Below are 16,688 nucleotides of genomic sequence, written 5' to 3' on the forward strand. Positions count from 1 at the left end.
GACAGAAATACCGACGTTTGGAGCAGCCAAATGTCTCATAAAAGTTCCAACTGGTCACAAATAGCAAGGTAAGTGACAATCTGAGTCGATACGAGCCGGGTTTGTGGCACGGATGGTCTCATAAATGAGCTCCCGCCCTCGGCCGTCCTCCATCCCATACAATCGACGAGAAGTGTATATGAGAGTGCTAGGCCTGTGGCACAAATTGTCACAAATAGCTAGGTATGTGACAACTCAGACAGAAATACCGGCGTTTGGAGCAGCCAAATGTCTCATAAAAGTTCCAACTGGTCACAAATAGCATGGTATGTGACAATCTGAGTCGATACGAGCCGGGTCTGTGGCATGAATGGTTAGAATTCAAAATTCACGAGGCATATCGGGCAATACATCGCCCGATATGCCTGCTCGATTGTTCCATAAAAAGCGAGAGAGGCTCATCTCCCTCTCTCGCTTTCCTTCGTTTGTCTAGCCCACAAAAACCAGGTGATTACCGAGGAAACACGGTCAATTCTTTCTTAAACGTGCGTATCAACCTCAACCTCTACTCTTGACGTCGGTAAGAACTCCTTTGATCACGACGTGACACCACGACCTATGCGCGTTCACGTTTTTGCCGTTCTCTTTCATCCCATTCTTCATCGGTTAATGGGTATGTGCGTGTAACCTTAAACGATAAGAGAAGGGCAGCTACCGTGAGAAGAGCAATGACACCTGTTGCCATTATTGCACCTAAAATATCTGGATCAAACGTCGTTCCTTGTTGATCTGCTACAACGGCTGTAGTCGTCATCGTTGTGACGAGCATCGCTGTTCCGATCGAAGCCGCCATTTGACGGACGGTGTTGCTTACTGCTGCACCGTGAGGGATAAGTTTAGGCGGAAGCTGATTCAACCCTGCCGTATTGACAGGCATCATCACCATCGAAAACCCAAACATCCGAATTGCAAACATGACGGAAATGTAAACGAGCGTCGTCGTTTGGTCAATAAACATAAGACCCACTGTGGACACACTCATTAGAATGAGACCAGGTACGGCAAGTGCTTTCGCCCCAATTCGGTCGAAAATCCGACCGGTAATCGGGGCCATCAATCCAGCAATGAGCGCCCCAGGTAAAATGACAAGCCCGGCTTCCATCGCTGTAAACCCGCGCATATTTTGCAAATATAGCGGAATGATCGTTTCTAAACCAATTAATCCGAGAAACCCGATCGCAGCGATAATTGATGAGATCGTAAATATACGAAGTTTGAATACACGCAGCTCCAACATCGGTTGTTTCATCGTTAACTGTCTGTGCACAAACAACATTAAAGAAACGAGCCCGACGAACAGAACGAGAAGTGTGATTGGATCTGTCCACCCTTGGTTACCGGCGCTCGTAAAGCCGTATAACAAACCACCAAAACCGAGTGTGGATAAAATGATGGACAGCACGTCCACTGTACGTTCTCGTCGTTCAGTTACATTTCTCATCGCGAAAAAGGCAACGATAATCATCACAATTGTAAGCGGTACAATTCCCCAAAATAAAAAGCGCCATTCATAATTCGACGTTACCCATCCTGATATTGTCGGTCCAATAGCTGGGGCAAAAGAAATGACTAAACCGATGTACCCCATTGCAGTTCCCCGTTTTTCGACTGGGAAAATCAACAGAAATACGGTTTGCATGAGGGGAAGCATCACACCTGCACCGATGGATTGAATGACTCTTGCTGTTATGAGTGTCGGGAAATTTGTCGCTAACCCGCCAAAAATCGTACCGACTAAAAATACGAGCATCGCTGTTAAAAATAGTTGACGTGTTGTAAATTTTTCAATTAAAAATGCAGTAATCGGAATCATAATTCCATTGATTAGCATAAAGATTGTCGTTAGCCATTGCGCTGTATTTGCGGTTATTCCCATTTCATCCATGATCGGTGGGATCGCTGTAATCATTAACGTTTGATTTAAAACAGCTACAAATGACCCTGCAATTAACAATGAGGCGATTAACACTTTATTATATGGTTCGTTTTGCTTCATGTAGGACTCCCTATTTGAATCTACCATTTTAACTTAGACTAATAGAAGATTATACGCCGAATCAAAACCTTCGGCAAACGAAAGAGTTCAGGTTCACAAAAAAGAGCATTTGAACGACTATAAATTCAAACGCTCCATTGAGAGCTGCAAAACATCATCTTTCATGACGAAGCTATACGCCGAATCTTGCTTAATTTTTACCGGTAATTGTTTACGTAAGACAGGGCCTTTCGTTTCAAAGTAGTTGGCTTGCCTTTCAAGCGTTGCTACTTCTGCAAAGTAAATATTTTTTATAACGGTTTCTGCCTTTGCCTGTACTTCATATTGCCCGATGTATTCGAGGCTGTGGATCCGAGCACCCGTTTCTTCCCATACTTCTCGTACGGCTGCCATCTCCGGATTTTCTCCAGGTTCCACTTTCCCACCAGGGAATTCGAGCCCTCGGTCTTTATGTTGAGTGAGTAACCACTCTTTTTTGAGCCGGCAGATGACCCAGACGTGTTTTGGGTCTGTCGAGAAGGTTTCCCGTTCAAACGACAGACGAACATGATTCCCATAATAATCGCGGAACTTGTGCATAATCGAAATCCTTTTTTTCTTATAGTGTATGACGAAAAGACCGATCTCATGTTGGATCGGTCTGTCTTACTTATTCACTAAGCGGTGAACCTTTTTCTCGATACTGTTCATAAAGAGAGCGTGCCATCTGTTGTGACCAGTTGGCGTTGTCTGCTTTTCGGTTCTTGAATTCTTCAATCAACTGATCTCCAGTGTAGCCATCGGCAATGAGCGAATCCAAAATGTAATTGAATACATCTTCTTTTTTCATCGCCATCTTACTGTCAATTAAATAAGAATATGTGGACTCAAGCTCTCTCCCAGACCGAATGCGACCGACCATCGTCGCCGGGTCATTGTTCTCATGGGAAATAATGACTTCCATCATGACATCGGTTTCTTGTTCTTTGAGTTGGTCGAACACTTTTTTCGCGTCGGCATCAACAACGACTTCAAGAAGCCACCAACCGCCCTCTTCACGGTTAATGACAAGTCCCTCATGCAATTCAATCTTCTCTTGACCAGGTTCTGTATCTTTTTCTAGTAGTAATCGCAATCCCTTTAGTCTAAACGTCTTCATCTATTCATCACATCCATGAATTCATTGAGTGAGATCGCTGATTGTTTCGTTTATTGTCTTCTTCTTGAAGCCAGATCAGGAAACGTTCTTCCTGGTCGGTCAGCGGACGCTCCAATGCTTGCTTGAATTCTTCAATCAAATCCATTCAGACATTCCCCTTTTCGCCCTTTTGGAAAATCGTCTATACATGTCTATTACATAGGTTCGATAAACATGTACATTTTCCTTTAAATTTTGCAGTAAAAATGGGTATGCCAGACTATACGAGTTGCTCATACGCTTTTTGTAGCCGGTCTAGTCCTTCTTTCACATGACTTCTTGGGCAACCGAGATTCATTCTTGCAAATCCAGACCCTGGCTTCCCAAATGTATGGCCATCATTCAATGCAAGTCTAGCATCTTGTCGTAGCCATTGCTCCAGATCTTTTTCTTCAAAATTCAAGGCTCTAAAGTCTAGCCAAAGAAGGTACGTTGATTCAGGGTCCATGTAGCGGATTTTTGGCATCTGTTCATCTAAACGTTGTTTCACGTAGTCCACATTGCCTTGAACATAAGCGAGCATTTCCTCGAGCCAAGGCTCACCCTCACGGTACGCAGCTTCGGCTGCTGCCGATGCGAATGGACTGCCAATCCCACTGAACGTTTGTTTCATCTGTAATTCAAGCTTTCTCTGCAACTCATCATCGTTAGAAATTACATAAGACAGTTGCAATGCAGCAAGATTAAACGTCTTACTTGGCGCCATACATGTAGCTACTTGAACGTCTTCTGCTCCAGCTATGGACGCTAACGGGACATGCTTACCATGTAAAATCACGTCGGAATGAATCTCATCGGAGACGAGAGTTACATCATACTTCTTACATAGTTCAAGCAGTTTTACAAGCTCATTATGTTTCCACATCCGACCGCTCGGATTATGTGGGTTACATAAAATGAGCATTTTTGCACCGTTTTTCATGTGGGTTTCAAGATCATCCATGTCCATCTGATACGATCCAGAATCTTCCAACAAGAAGTTTTCTATCAACTCGCGTTTATTCACATTCACTAACGAAAAGAACGGGTAATACACCGGCGGTTGAATGATAATCTTGTCGCCTTCATTCGTAAGTGCTTGAATGAGGTGATGAATTGCCGGTACAACCCCGGGGGTAAATGTTATCTGTTTCGTCTCTACTTGCCAATCGAAGCGCTTAAGCATCCATTCAGAAATCGCTTCTCTTAATGATTCTGGCGGGAGGTGATAGCCAAACACCCCGTGTTCAGTCACGTTATGGAGAGCGTCTAGGACAGGCTGGGGCGCTTTAAAGTCCATATCAGCGACCCACATTGGCCAGACATCATCGGATTTATATATCGTTTTCACGGCATCCCATTTCATTGAATTCGTCTGATTTCGTTCAATGATCTCGTCAAAATTCATCGTCCTCAACCCCTTGTGTTTATCACTTGTCTCTATATTCTACTCCATCCGAGTACTCTCGGCAAAGAGAGTTACTCAAAGCACGTATTTTGAAAACAACAAAGACGCACACCGTACACCAATGAAAGGTGGGTGGTGTGCGTATCGTTCATGAGTCCTTTATTGTCGAATCCACTTCCACATCTCGGCTGGGGTTGCATTTTTACCGTGCATAAGCATGCCTGTTTTATAAATTTTCCCAGCAATCTTCATCATTAATGCTACACAAATGATGAGCACAACAAGAGACAAGATCACTTCAAGGAGTGGGAATTCATCTAACATCACGACACGAACAATCATCGCCATTGAACTTGTAAACGGGAAGTAACTTGCTACCGTTGCGATGACGCCTGACGGGTCAGCAATAAAGGCGCCGATAAACGGGAAAGGCAAAAACGGAAGCATCATAAAAATCCCTGTAAAGTTTCCTGCAGTCGTCGCATCTTCGATCGTAGCGCCAAGCGCAACGTACATGGATGCAAAAAACAAGTAACCGAGTACGCCATATAATAAGAATAAAAGAGTAAGCGGGGAAACAATGTTTTCAAGAACTGGGAGGTCTCCGTAAAACTGTGCGATCGGAATTCCGATGACCAACCATAAAGTTACTTGCAACATGCCGAGCACAAAGTACCCAAAAATCTTCCCTTTCATCATGTCATTCGGAGTGACTGACGAAAGTAATGTCTCCGCCATCTTGTCTTTTTTCTCTTGCATCGAACTGTTTAATGTCATCATTCCGGTAATGATAATACTAAGAAGAACGACGCCACCAAAAATTGCAGGGATAAATCCCGCCAACGGATCTTCATCGATACCTGATTGAAGCGTTGACACCGTAACATGAGACGAAGCCAATACCTCTCCTACAGCTTCAGGCTCGACACCAAACTCCCCGAGCAGCATCGATTGTTGAACAAGCTCTAGATCCGCTTGCAATTCAAAAGGAGACGTAGTGTGGTTTTCGGACACTCCGGCCTCAAATTGATCACTACCTAAGACTAAATAAGCAATCGACTGTTCTTCACCTTGCTCATGTAATTGTGCCTCAGTCATCTCTGTTTCTACCGGCTCATATGGCAACCCAAGAGCCTCAACCGTAGACGCAAAATCCTCATATGCTTCGGCCTCGTCCATCACGTATAACTCTGTCATGTCACGCTCTTCTAAGTCTGGACCCACTTCAGTTGCTGTATCGTCCCCGCCGATCGCACCAAAAATAAAGAACATGACTAGAAAAATAGCAGGAGTCATCAATGAAGAGATAATAAATGTTTTATTTTTAAGGTTTCTCCGAATTTCCCAACGTGCCACTTTCGTCCACTTTCCCATCGTTATCCCTCCTCTTTCGCTATCGATACAAAGATGTCATGTAATGATTTTCGATCAATATGCATTTCATCCCACTCTAGTGAATCTGGTAAATCGCGAACAAAGCGCAGTGGGTGAACATCTTGATGAAAATGAATCGTAACCGTTTGCCCTTCTCGCTCCATTCGCTCAACCCGATCGTCTTCCTCAAAGTTCACGTCTTCATTTATACCAACAAGCACACACTTATAGTTTGCGAATTGCTCTTTTATGTTTGCAACCGTATTGTAAGCCACTTTCTGTCCGTGATGAATGAGAAGAATTTCATCACACAACTGTTCGACGATATTCATCTGGTGTGATGACAAAAGAATTGCCGTTCCGTTCGCTGCAAGCTCTCGAATCTCCGCTTTAAACGTGTCTTGACTGACCGGGTCCAAACCTGAAAAAGGCTCATCAAGAACGAGGAATTTTGGCTCGTGGATGATACTTCCGATAAATTGGACTTTTTGCGCCATCCCTTTTGACAACTCTTCAATCTTCGTTTTCTCATACCCTTTTAGGCCGAGCTTCTCTAATAGCATACTTGCCCGGTCTCTCGCTTTATTCAGATCATAGTTTTTCAAGTCTGCTAAATAGAGAATCACATCAATGATCTTCTCGTTTTTATATAACCCTCTTTCTTCAGGCAAAAAGCCGATGAGTTCACGTGGGAGATTATGATCTTTACCGATCAAATAGCCGACTTCTCCTTCATCTTGGCGAATGATGCCCATTAAAATTCGGATGAGTGTCGACTTGCCCGCGCCATTCGGACCGAGAATACCGGTAATCTTTCCTTCTTGGACGGCAAAAGAGATGTTTTGGACCGCATGTTTATCGCGAAACCATTTGTTTACCTCTTTTAGCTCCAATACTGTTTTATTCGTCATCGTTTTGCTCTCCTTTTCGCAAGATGTGTGGGATCGATTCGTGCAAACGTAAACTTGAACGCTTCACTACCGTTCCGTCATTTTCACGCACCCATGCCTCTGTTTCTAAAGCATTTCTCGTTAAGATTTTTGGCATCGGGTCAACGCTCACTTCTTCTACCCCTGGCGCTCGGTCCATTCCCGGCAACGCTTCTTGAAGCCAAACGTATTTCCAACGCTCTTGTAACCAATCTTTCTCAACAGGTTCAGATAGCTTGCCCGCATGCATAAAACAAACGTAATCAGCCAGTCGCTGCACTTCATCGGCGACGTGTGTGGCAAAAACAATCGTTGCGTTTGGGTTCGCCTCTAACTCTTCGAGCAACAGTCGCTCCACGAGTGATTGCCCTTCCATATCTAGACCAGCGAACGGTTCATCCAGTAGTTTCACATTCGTTTTTCTTGCGAGCTGGGTTGCAATCACCGCTTTTTGTTTCATACCGACCGACAATTTTTGTATCGGCTTTTTCAATGGAAGTTTGAATTGCCTCGCAATCGCTTGAAATCGGTCGTCTTGCCACGAAAAATCATGTTCCTTGTGTAACTTTTGCAAATCCGTTAATCGGAACGCTTCAACTTCTGGGTACGTTTGCGGAACGTAAGACAACTGCGCTTTGCCTGCAATTGAATGAACAGAATGCCCTTCCACTCTCACCGATCCAGAACCAGGATAATCCCCGCTAATCGCTTGAAATAGTGTTGTCTTCCCTGCACCGTTGTTGCCAACAATCGCCGTAATCGTCCCCGGTGCAATGTGTAAATCAATCGGCCCTAGAACAGCTTCTTTCCCCATTTTCCGCGTCACATCTTGCAACTTAAGCATCGGTCGTCTCCTCTCTTAATACACGCTCAAATAACTTTCGAAGCTCTTCTTCGGTGTAGTCATGTTGATTTGCGGTACGAATCGCTCTTTGCAATGCTTCGGTGACAGTTTTTTCTTTCATTGAATCTCGCTCATTCACATCGACTTCTTGCACGAACGTCCCCTTCCCTCTTTGTGTTTTGATGTAGCCGTGTTGTTCAAGGTTCTGATACGCTCTTCGCGTAGTAATTACACTACAACCTAGATCGGCCGCTAGTGCACGAATGGAAGGTAATGCTGTGCCTGCTGGAATGGATCCAGACACAATTAATGCTTTGATTTGTTCTTCAATCTGATGATAGATGGGTTCTTGACTTTGTTCATTCACCTCAACCGGTAATTTCATGAGCCCCCACCTTTCTTTGAATCTGCTGCTTTCCAAATCGATACACACCGAACACGACAATCATTCCTAGAAGCATTGCGATGAGTGGTACAATGACCGGCATCTTTGCGATGGATTGAATGGTCCAAATGTAAAAAGTATTCCCTCCTTGGAGAAAGGAAGCAGCACCAACGATCACATAAACAACTGCACAAAGTGGAGCTATGATTCCTTTTGCTACGAATTCATTTGGACTGATCTGCCTGAACTCTGTAAGTACAAGTGCCGTCGCAAAAAGACTTATGCCAAGCCAAAATACGAGTAGGGACAAGATGTTCACGTGCACATCCCCTAATAAAACGAAAATAATAATACTGAAAAGTGCGGCGATAAACACGAACCCTGCCGACAATACCATTCGTGCCATCAATAGCGCAGATTCTGGAATGGGTAGTCTTCGCACATAGGGAAAAGGATTGCCGTGAAACAGTTGCGTGGACAGATAACCAAAATTGCCAATCCATATAAACAGTCCGTAGAAAAACACAATTTCAATCATATAATTAACGATCGTCACGTTTTGATTGTCTAATCCCATTAACAGCGCTGCCGTTAATCCATATGCAAAAAACCAAACAAGCATCATCCCCCATTCAATCATTGAATAATGACCGAATCGCCAACTGAGCAATTGCACTACGTTACTCACTGCGTTTCCCTCCTCTTCAGCTTCCTTGTCCCGTGTACGAGTGACCAACAAATGGCCGTCCCTGAGATGAATAATGCAATGCCGACTGCGACCATTGGATAATAACTTGAGACGTTCACTGTCATCGAAAAAATACTCACGGTAGAACCGGTCGTGACGAAGAGCAACAGTTGAACGAGTGCGTAGAAAACGAGAAAACTGAAATTCCACCACATTCCTTCCCGGAATAACGCTGGCCTCTCCCGATGTGAATAGCCAATTTCTCCATTGGCATTCATGATGGAAATATGGCTAAAACTTATCCATAGCAAAATCCACGAGACGTACGAAAAGCTTCCGAACTGAAACGCTGCATCTTGTGAAACGATCAGAGCGGCTGTAAACATGCCTCCAACGAGAACAGTACTAATGATAAGCTTCATCAGTGCACGACTTACGAATAGCTCTCTTTCTGAGATCGGGAAGCGCTTCATGTATGTGTAAAATGGTGAACTCATCCGATCTCCTAGATCTGTAAAAAAGAACCCTTTCCCTGCGAATGAAAAGGTACTCGACCATAAACAAACACTTAACACGATTAAGAAATCAAGGGGCAACACGTGACCAAACTCATGAAACATCCCTGCTAAGAAAAAACTAAGTCCAGTGACGACGAGCAGAAACCAAAATGTATAGGTTACGCTTGTTTTTTGAAGCTCAAAACGCATTAAAGCAAGCACATTTTTCAAATGAACACCTCCATTAACTGTTATACTGTGTATGTCTATATATACAGTATAACATCAAAGGAAAAATGTACAGTGATTTTTGAATATTTATGTAAAATTATTCAGAACACACAAACATAACAGCCCTCCCACCTATGTAGCCTAAAGGTTGTGCATACGAAAAAACCAGGGCGATGTTCGACCTGGTTCAATAAGAAATTCGATAATGCTCACTTCGTACACGAGCTTTTCTTAAGGCAATGTCTGTACCCGAAACGCTCCGGTTTCAATCGGGAGGGCACCGATTACAATGCGCAAATCCATGTCGATGATATCAATGCGCGGGCGATTTGTAATGCCAACATAAGCCCTTCTCGTAAATGGGTTTAACGCAATACTTACAGAATTCGCACCCGGGTCTTCTAAATCAATCGTACCGAGAACGGTATTCGTCGTCGTATCAATTACGGTCACGGACCCCACTTGATTTACGACATATAATTCATTTCTTAACGGATCAAAATCCATAAGATTCGGCCTCGCTCCAACCACAATCTCCGCAATCAAATCAAGTGTTGAGCCATCGTAAACAGTCACGGTACCTGCATTATTGTTTGAGATGTAAATGGTGTTTGTTTGTTCAATAACTACGACATCTGCTGGGTTTGCTAGACCATCAGTAAAGGGTCCGATAATTTCATTCGTCGCACCGTTCACCACATTCAATTCATTAGAATTGAGCCCGCCACTAATCACGTAAAGAATGTTCGTTTGTTGGTTAATGGCAACATCGGTTAATTGTAACGGGAATACCCCTTCTCCAATGATCTCCTCTTCGACAAGAGTGTCACGGTCTAAGACGAACAAACGACCAGTGAGGGTTCCAATGTAGATCTTATTCGTCACATAGTTAATTGTAATCGATTGAGGTTGACTGTTCGGTATGCTCAAATTGAACGATGTGATAAGTTGCTCATCGACGGCACTAAACACATAGATCGTTCCTGGCGTCGTCGTCGCCGCTAGATAGACCAAGTTTCGAAATGGATCGACAGCAATGGCAAACACTCTTGAGAACGTAAATGTCGGTAATGTTCCTACTCTACTTTCGTCAAACCCATTGTACACTGCTGTGTTTCCAGAAAGCGGCATAATGCCATACACTTTGTTCAAACCGGTTGGTACCGTAGGCACCGTTGGGGTTGTCGGTACGGTCGGTACCGTAGGTGTTGTAGGGATGGGTGGCTGTTCTACATTAGAAGGTCCGTTAATGAGGTTGTTTGTCATTGAAATTGGCTCACAACATTCCTCCAAATTTCTACACTTCTTCATGTTTCCCCTCCTATTTGGTTGTTCATTTATTTTATGTTTGGAGGAGGACTGCCTGTGTAGTTCAACGAACTATACATATAAAAAAAGACTTCAGCTTCCTATCGTTCAGGAAAGCTAAAGTCTTCTTATAAGGACGCATTTTTTCTATTCCTCTACCTTTTGCGATTCTGATTTTTCATTGTACATTTGAAGTGCCGATGGATCATATTCTGCTGCATTTAATAAGAATGTTCTCATCAATGCTAATTGAATGCGTACCATCGCAACGATATAAATGATCCCAATGATTGGATACATCCAAAGCATTTGTGGCATTGCGTAAATGAGGAGTGTCGTCCCGATACTCACGACAAACATCAGCGCAATGACTCGAAAATACGGAGTGGACCCGTCTCTTCGAATGCGAAAACTTTCTTTGAAGCTCTCAAGCAATGTGAAATTTGTTAAAACGATGGTGAATTCCAAATATAAAAAGAGAATGCGCAAAACCAATATAGCGGCAACAAAAATGACTCCCATGACGATAACGGCTTCAACATTCATGATGCCGAACCCTATCGCAAATAACCCTAAAATGAGCCCGACACCAAAAACGACAGCACCAAGTAAAAGGTTGAATAATAATAACTTCCAAAATACCCGCTTTGCTCCTTGGAAAAATGCCGACCAATGAACCGCTTTTTCATCTAGCCATGAATATGCCAATAGGTGTATAAACCCACCCATCATGAACACTTGAATCGGAAAAATCAGAATAGTCACACCGAGCGCGATACTTTGCCCAGCAAGTGACGCATATTCCACCTCAAACAATTCTACAAAAGAGACAAAACCGATTGATAATTGCGGTAAAAGCGCGAATAAAAGTTCCATACTTACGAGCGTAGCTCCGCCAGCTACGAAAGAGACGAGAAACAACACTTCAACGGATAGGACCGGGGCGAGCAAATGAACCGGTCGAAACAATGGTTTATCAAGCAATTGCATATGGCTATACCTCCTTATGATTAAATAACCTAAAATGTGTTCGTTAAAACGAGAAAAACGCGAGGAAATAACCCTCGCGTTTTTCATTAATTCCATTAGAAGAACATCATACCGGCAATCGCACCATTCATAAGGTTACCTAAAATTGCGGCAATCAATGCACGCGGACCGTATCTAGCAATATCTGCACGACGACTCGGCACAAGAGCACCCATACCCCCGATAAGAATCGCAATCGTTCCGATGTTTGCAAAACCACAGAGAGCGAACGTCGCAATCGCTATCATACGTGGATCCGTTAATGTTCCAGTCGCAATTGCATCATTTAGTGAGGCAAATGCGATAAATTCGTTCATGATCGTTTTCTCACCAATCATTTGACCAACGAGTGGAGCGTATTCCCAAGGAATCCCGATAAGAAACGCAAACGGGGCAAACACATAACCCATAATGATCTCAAGTGTGAGCTGGTCACTAAATAGACCGAGGCCAATGTTAACGAGGCCTACGAGTGATACGAAAGCGAGTACCATCGCACCAACATTCAGTGCGAGTTTTAGACCATCTGTCGTACCTTTTGCTGCTGCGTCTACAACGTTGGCAACGTCTGTATCTTTTTCAAGTTTAATATTCTCAGACGTCTCTGTTTTCTCAGTTTCCGGAATGACGATCTTCGCCATAACAAGACCAGCTGGAGCAGCCATAAAACTAGCTACGATAAGGAAGCCTGGATCCGTTCCCATTTGAATGAGACCGGCAAGCACGGAACCGGCAACTGTACCTAAACCAACGGTCATAACTGTAAATAGTTCTGAACGGGTCATCTTTGCCAGATAAGGCTTGATCGATAATGGAGATTCAGTAACACCAACAAAGATGTTCGCCGTTGCTGCAATTGACTCTGCACGGCTCGTCCCTAACAATTTTGAAATGGCGAACCCGAGCGTGTTCACAATAAATGGCATAACGCCAATGTACCAAAGAATTCCCATAAGCGCGGCAAAGAAAATGATGACTGAAAGAACGTCAATAAAGAAGACGTGGTCACCAACGCCAGCCAAATCGCCGAAGAGAAAACCGATCCCTTCATTTGCGGCCCCTAACACTTCAACGACGGCACCGCTAATTTGCTGAAGTACCCATTGTCCGCCGTCCCAACCAAGGAAAATGGCTCCAATCAGAATTTGAATCGCAAGAGCACCAAAGACGGTACGTTTATTAATTGATTTGCGATCCAGAGATAATAAGTATGCAAGACCCATTAAAACGACAATTGCCCCTATTCCCCAAAGGATATATAGGATACTGTCCATTGTAGGACCCCCCCAATGTACGTAATATAATTAAAATCATGAAACGGTTTTCAAACCATAATTAGACTATCATCGATGGGTATATCCTGCAATGATTTTTCTACAAATGGTAAAAGAAGTGTGTCAGATTATCTTTTCTCTGCTCGTTTCTTGTCGTCATTTATCGAGTCGTTCGATCGTTTGCGAGTGCAACAATATCATGTTCGGTTTGTGTTTCAGCGAACACACCGGGTACTTCTGTTGATTTTCCATTCTCATCAATAGCGACCATCGTAACAAAAGAGGTGGTCGTCGTTTTCACTTCGTGGGTAATCGGATTTTCGACACTCACATGCACATAAATGAGCATGGAGGAACGCCCTGTAGATGCTACCCACGCTTGCACAATGACAATTTCACCTTTTCGAACAGAGGCGTGAAAATCGACACTATCTACAGATGCTGTAACGACTACTTCTCCAGAATGCCTCATCGCAGCAATCGCAGCTGCTTCATCAATGTATGCGAGAATATTGCCCCCGAAAATGGTATTTAAATGATTTGTATCTTGTGGACTAACAAGATGCGTTTGCAACGTATGTGATTTCCCCATCGCCCTTTGCTGTTCACGTTTGCTCATGATGTGATTTCCACCTATCTTTTTTCTTTCTAGTATACCGTGTCCCCGCTTCATTGTTCTAGTAGATATTTATGGTTTTATGATCGGACCGGTCTATACACCATTTTCGCAAACAATAAGCTGCCTTCAAAGTGTGCGCACTTTGAAGGCAGCTTATGAATGAACGCTTTATTTTGTTTCTTGACTAACATACGGCGTAATATCGACATTGAGGTTGTCCGCGAGCGTTCTTCCTAGTTGTTCATCAGCTCTGTACATATTACAGATGAGCTTTAAAACAACTTGCTCATTATGAACACCGGACCACTCTTCGGTTAACGTTCGAATAATTTGTTTTTGTTTTTCTCTGTCAAATCCACGGTATAACTCTCCAGGTTGTTTAAAATCATCGGCTTTGTCTGTACGGTTTCGTCCAGCAACGTCGCCTTGTAACGGCTGATCAAACTCCAGCTCTTCTGAGCTCTCTTCAAGTGCATGTTCACCCGGTTCATAGTTCGTTGAATCCATTGGCTGAAAGTTAGGGTTCGCCATTACCCCGTCTTGCGTATTGTTGTTCGTCTGTGCAAACGGGCAATTAATCGGCAACTGCAAGTAGTTTGCACCAATACGGTACCGCTGTGTATCTGAATAAGAGAATATCCTTCCTTGCAACATCTTATCTTCAGAAGCTTGAATACCAGGTACGAGAACACCAGGATTAAACCCAACTTGTTCAGTTTCTGAGAAAATATTGTTCGGATTTTTATTCAGAATCATCGTACCAACGAGCTCGTACGGAAACTGTTCTTCTGGCCAATCTTTCGTCGCATCTAATGGATCAAAATCATAGCTGTCTAAGTCCGCAGGGTCTAAACGTTGAATATACAAATCCCACTCCGGGTAATCACCGTTTTTAATGCTTTCGTACAAATCTCTCGTCGCATGGTTAAAGTCTTCCCCTTGAATCTCTTTTACTTCTTCAGGAGAGAGGCCTTCAATGCCTGCACGAGGCACCCACCGATATTTTACATACGTAGTATTTCCATGTGCGTTAATCCACTTAAACGCATGCACACTTGACCCTCGTAAATGTCGATAAGAACGGGGAATTCCTTCGTCATTAAACAAGTGTAATTGCATATTCACCGATTCAGGTGAGTTTGCCATAAAGTCCCAATAACGGTTTGGATCTTGCAAGTTCGTTGTTGGATCAGGCTTTAATGAATGGATCACATCCGGAAACTTAATCGCATCGCGAATAAAAAATACCGGCAAATTGTTGCCGACAAAATCGTAGTTTCCTTCTTCGGTGTAGAACTTTACCGAAAACCCGCGCGGGTCACGTAATGTTTCTGGAGAGTGAAGTCCGTGAATCACCGTTGAAAATCTAGCAAAAACGGGTGTTTCCTGACCAGCTTCTTGTAGAAAATGAGCCCTCGTATAACGTTTCTGGCTCTCTTTTGTAATAAATACACCGTGAGCGCCTGCGCCTCTTGCGTGCACAACTCGTTCGGGCACTCGCTCCCGGTCAAAATGGGCAAGCTTTTCAACAAGATGATAATCTTCTAATAATGTTGGTCCTCTACGACCTGCCGTTCGTGAATTCTGGTTGTCTTGAATAGGGACACCTTGGTTCGTTGTTAGTCGATTAGACATAAGTAGTCTCCTCCGGAATTGATCGAATTTTACCTCGGACTGGCGGTTGATTTTTTAAGAAATGTCACACCTTCACTGTATAAGCTTCACGTGATAGTGTTATGATGGTGACAAACTACTACTTCTTTATCCGATTTTAGGAGAGGTGAAACGTATTGGCTAAAAATAAAAAAAGAAAGAATACGAAAACCAATAAAGCACCGATGAAATTTCTTGTTATCGTTACGGCATTGCTCGTCGTCGTAATGGCCGCTTTATTATTTGTTGTGAACAGTGACGGCGGAAGCAATTCAGCCAGCACTCATGAAGACCGTCCACCGATCGATGATCTAGCGACGTATGGCAATGACGATCCAGCCGTATCCATCGTGGAATTTGGGGATTATAAATGCCCGGCATGTGGCACGTGGGATCGCGAAGTATTCGACCAACTTGAAAGTGACTACTTAGATCACGAAGACATCTCGTTCTCTTTTGTGAACTTTATCGGTTTCCAAAACGAGTCACTGATTGCGTCTTTAGCTAGCCAAAAAATCTATCATGAAGCTTCAGAAGATCAATTCTGGGATTTCCATCATGCACTCATGCAAGCAGCAGGTGTACAAGGCTCCCAAGTCGACATCGATTTTGTCGTGGATATTGCATCAGAACACGCGCCTGATGTGGATGAAGATGAGCTTCGAACATCTATTACGGAGCAAGAATATATGGATGAATTATATGCTGAACATGAACTGATTGAAGAGTTTGGTGTTGAGAGAACGCCGACCATTTTCGTAAACGATGTCGAAGTGAGTGACCCGTTTGATTACAATGAAATAGAACGGATCATTGAGGAACAACTTGAGGAAAACTCATGACTCGCCAAAGCATCATGTTGTATGTAGCATGGCTTGTGGCCATCGTTGCAACGATGGGCAGCCTATACTACAGTGAAGGTCTGGGCTATATCCCGTGTGACATGTGCTGGTATCAACGAATTGCTATGTACCCACTCGCACTCATCTTAGGGATTGCAGCGTTTCGTTCTGATGCCCACATTCGATTGTACGCCTTACCGATCTCGATTCTCGGTGCGATCATTGCTGCGTTTCATTACGCTGAACAAAAAATCCCCGGTTTTGGCGGTGTAGCGCCGTGCCAGTCTGGCGTACCTTGTAGTGCGGAGTATATGAACCTGCTCGGGTTTATTACAATTCCATTTCAAGCACTCGTTGCCTTCACGATTATTTCCGTTTTGCTGTTTTTGGCAAAACCAAAGAAGTCTTAATGACCA

18 protein-coding genes are annotated in these 16,688 nt (G+C 43.6%); 2 read left to right on the top strand and 16 right to left on the bottom strand.

Going from position 1 to position 16,688, the window contains the following annotated elements:
- Positions 1–595: 595 nt before the first annotated feature.
- The 16 genes from ACE1TF_RS08690 to ACE1TF_RS08765 form a co-directional block, all read right to left on the bottom strand.
- The gene (locus tag ACE1TF_RS08690) at positions 596–2,035 is read right to left on the bottom strand and encodes a DHA2 family efflux MFS transporter permease subunit (RefSeq protein ID WP_375015973.1); all 1,440 of its coding nucleotides are present in this window, start codon (positions 2,033–2,035) and stop codon (positions 596–598) included.
- Positions 2,036–2,152: 117 nt separating this feature from the next.
- The gene (gene ytkD / locus ACE1TF_RS08695; RefSeq protein WP_375015975.1) at positions 2,153–2,614 is read right to left on the bottom strand and encodes an RNA deprotection pyrophosphohydrolase; all 462 of its coding nucleotides are present in this window, start codon (positions 2,612–2,614) and stop codon (positions 2,153–2,155) included.
- Positions 2,615–2,684: 70 nt separating this feature from the next.
- Positions 2,685–3,173 (bottom strand): YwpF family protein, encoded by a 489-nt coding sequence (locus ACE1TF_RS08700; protein WP_375015977.1) that lies wholly within the window; start codon positions 3,171–3,173, stop codon positions 2,685–2,687.
- A gap of 7 nt (positions 3,174–3,180) precedes the next feature.
- A complete protein-coding gene (locus ACE1TF_RS08705) occupies positions 3,181–3,318 on the bottom strand; it encodes a hypothetical protein (protein WP_375015979.1) in 138 nt (45 codons plus the stop codon).
- A gap of 114 nt (positions 3,319–3,432) precedes the next feature.
- Positions 3,433–4,599, bottom strand: coding sequence for a MalY/PatB family protein (locus ACE1TF_RS08710; RefSeq protein ID WP_375015981.1), 1,167 nt, complete (start codon positions 4,597–4,599; stop codon positions 3,433–3,435).
- A gap of 159 nt (positions 4,600–4,758) precedes the next feature.
- Positions 4,759–5,973, bottom strand: coding sequence for an ABC transporter permease (locus tag ACE1TF_RS08715; RefSeq protein WP_375015983.1), 1,215 nt, complete (start codon positions 5,971–5,973; stop codon positions 4,759–4,761).
- A gap of 2 nt (positions 5,974–5,975) precedes the next feature.
- A complete protein-coding gene (locus tag ACE1TF_RS08720; protein ID WP_375015985.1) occupies positions 5,976–6,884 on the bottom strand; it encodes an ABC transporter ATP-binding protein in 909 nt (302 codons plus the stop codon).
- Positions 6,874–7,746: an ATP-binding cassette domain-containing protein gene (locus tag ACE1TF_RS08725; RefSeq protein WP_375015988.1), complete on the bottom strand. Its 873-nt coding sequence runs from the start codon at positions 7,744–7,746 to the stop codon at positions 6,874–6,876. Before ACE1TF_RS08725 ends, ACE1TF_RS08720 begins: the two co-directional genes overlap by 11 nt.
- Positions 7,739–8,131 carry a GntR family transcriptional regulator gene (locus ACE1TF_RS08730; protein ID WP_042403208.1) on the bottom strand — a complete coding sequence of 131 codons (393 nt, stop codon included), beginning with the start codon at positions 8,129–8,131 and terminating at the stop codon, positions 7,739–7,741. Before ACE1TF_RS08730 ends, ACE1TF_RS08725 begins: the two co-directional genes overlap by 8 nt.
- Positions 8,115–8,819: a hypothetical protein gene (locus ACE1TF_RS08735; protein WP_375015991.1), complete on the bottom strand. Its 705-nt coding sequence runs from the start codon at positions 8,817–8,819 to the stop codon at positions 8,115–8,117. The genes ACE1TF_RS08730 and ACE1TF_RS08735 overlap by 17 nt, the downstream gene beginning before the upstream one ends.
- Complete coding sequence (locus ACE1TF_RS08740; protein ID WP_375015994.1) at positions 8,816–9,547, bottom strand: hypothetical protein; 732 nt, start codon at positions 9,545–9,547, stop codon at positions 8,816–8,818. Before ACE1TF_RS08740 ends, ACE1TF_RS08735 begins: the two co-directional genes overlap by 4 nt.
- Positions 9,548–9,778: 231 nt before the next feature.
- Positions 9,779–10,858, bottom strand: coding sequence for a hypothetical protein (locus ACE1TF_RS08745; RefSeq protein WP_375015996.1), 1,080 nt, complete (start codon positions 10,856–10,858; stop codon positions 9,779–9,781).
- A 144-nt stretch (positions 10,859–11,002) separates the two neighbouring features.
- Entirely contained in the window at positions 11,003–11,845 is an 843-nt protein-coding gene (locus ACE1TF_RS08750; protein ID WP_375015999.1) for a hypothetical protein, read from the bottom strand.
- 95 nt (positions 11,846–11,940) lie between these two features.
- A complete protein-coding gene (locus ACE1TF_RS08755; RefSeq protein WP_375016001.1) occupies positions 11,941–13,158 on the bottom strand; it encodes a NupC/NupG family nucleoside CNT transporter in 1,218 nt (405 codons plus the stop codon).
- Between the two features lie 160 nt (positions 13,159–13,318).
- A complete protein-coding gene (locus tag ACE1TF_RS08760; protein ID WP_375016002.1) occupies positions 13,319–13,777 on the bottom strand; it encodes an acyl-CoA thioesterase in 459 nt (152 codons plus the stop codon).
- Positions 13,778–13,945: 168 nt separating this feature from the next.
- Positions 13,946–15,412 (bottom strand): catalase, encoded by a 1,467-nt coding sequence (locus tag ACE1TF_RS08765; protein ID WP_375016004.1) that lies wholly within the window; start codon positions 15,410–15,412, stop codon positions 13,946–13,948.
- 155 nt (positions 15,413–15,567) lie between these two features.
- Between ACE1TF_RS08765 and ACE1TF_RS08770 the strand changes: the two genes are divergently transcribed.
- The gene (locus ACE1TF_RS08770) at positions 15,568–16,272 is read left to right on the top strand and encodes a DsbA family protein (protein ID WP_375016006.1); all 705 of its coding nucleotides are present in this window, start codon (positions 15,568–15,570) and stop codon (positions 16,270–16,272) included.
- Positions 16,269–16,682, top strand: a complete 414-nt coding sequence (locus tag ACE1TF_RS08775; RefSeq protein ID WP_375016008.1) for a disulfide oxidoreductase — start codon at positions 16,269–16,271, stop codon at positions 16,680–16,682. Before ACE1TF_RS08770 ends, ACE1TF_RS08775 begins: the two co-directional genes overlap by 4 nt.
- Positions 16,683–16,688 lie beyond the last annotated feature (6 nt).

The sequence above is a fragment of the Geomicrobium sp. JSM 1781026 genome (assembly GCF_041949955.1).
Lineage (GTDB): Bacteria > Bacillota > Bacilli > Bacillales > Marinococcaceae > Geomicrobium_A.

What these genes read in the sequence shown, in the direction of transcription:
- ACE1TF_RS08690 (WP_375015973.1), bottom strand. Translation starts at nt 2,035, where the DNA reads ATGAAGCAAAACGAACCATATAATAAAGTGTTAATCGCCTCATTGTTA.
- ytkD (WP_375015975.1), bottom strand. Translation starts at nt 2,614, where the DNA reads ATGCACAAGTTCCGCGATTATTATGGGAATCATGTTCGTCTGTCGTTT.
- ACE1TF_RS08700 (WP_375015977.1), bottom strand. Translation starts at nt 3,173, where the DNA reads ATGAAGACGTTTAGACTAAAGGGATTGCGATTACTACTAGAAAAAGAT.
- ACE1TF_RS08705 (WP_375015979.1), bottom strand. Translation starts at nt 3,318, where the DNA reads ATGGATTTGATTGAAGAATTCAAGCAAGCATTGGAGCGTCCGCTGACC.
- ACE1TF_RS08710 (WP_375015981.1), bottom strand. Translation starts at nt 4,599, where the DNA reads ATGAATTTTGACGAGATCATTGAACGAAATCAGACGAATTCAATGAAA.
- ACE1TF_RS08715 (WP_375015983.1), bottom strand. Translation starts at nt 5,973, where the DNA reads ATGGGAAAGTGGACGAAAGTGGCACGTTGGGAAATTCGGAGAAACCTT.
- ACE1TF_RS08720 (WP_375015985.1), bottom strand. Translation starts at nt 6,884, where the DNA reads ATGACGAATAAAACAGTATTGGAGCTAAAAGAGGTAAACAAATGGTTT.
- ACE1TF_RS08725 (WP_375015988.1), bottom strand. Translation starts at nt 7,746, where the DNA reads ATGCTTAAGTTGCAAGATGTGACGCGGAAAATGGGGAAAGAAGCTGTT.
- ACE1TF_RS08730 (WP_042403208.1), bottom strand. Translation starts at nt 8,131, where the DNA reads ATGAAATTACCGGTTGAGGTGAATGAACAAAGTCAAGAACCCATCTAT.
- ACE1TF_RS08745 (WP_375015996.1), bottom strand. Translation starts at nt 10,858, where the DNA reads ATGAAGAAGTGTAGAAATTTGGAGGAATGTTGTGAGCCAATTTCAATG.
- ACE1TF_RS08750 (WP_375015999.1), bottom strand. Translation starts at nt 11,845, where the DNA reads ATGCAATTGCTTGATAAACCATTGTTTCGACCGGTTCATTTGCTCGCC.
- ACE1TF_RS08755 (WP_375016001.1), bottom strand. Translation starts at nt 13,158, where the DNA reads ATGGACAGTATCCTATATATCCTTTGGGGAATAGGGGCAATTGTCGTT.
- ACE1TF_RS08760 (WP_375016002.1), bottom strand. Translation starts at nt 13,777, where the DNA reads ATGAGCAAACGTGAACAGCAAAGGGCGATGGGGAAATCACATACGTTG.
- ACE1TF_RS08765 (WP_375016004.1), bottom strand. Translation starts at nt 15,412, where the DNA reads ATGTCTAATCGACTAACAACGAACCAAGGTGTCCCTATTCAAGACAAC.
- ACE1TF_RS08775 (WP_375016008.1), top strand. Translation starts at nt 16,269, where the DNA reads ATGACTCGCCAAAGCATCATGTTGTATGTAGCATGGCTTGTGGCCATC.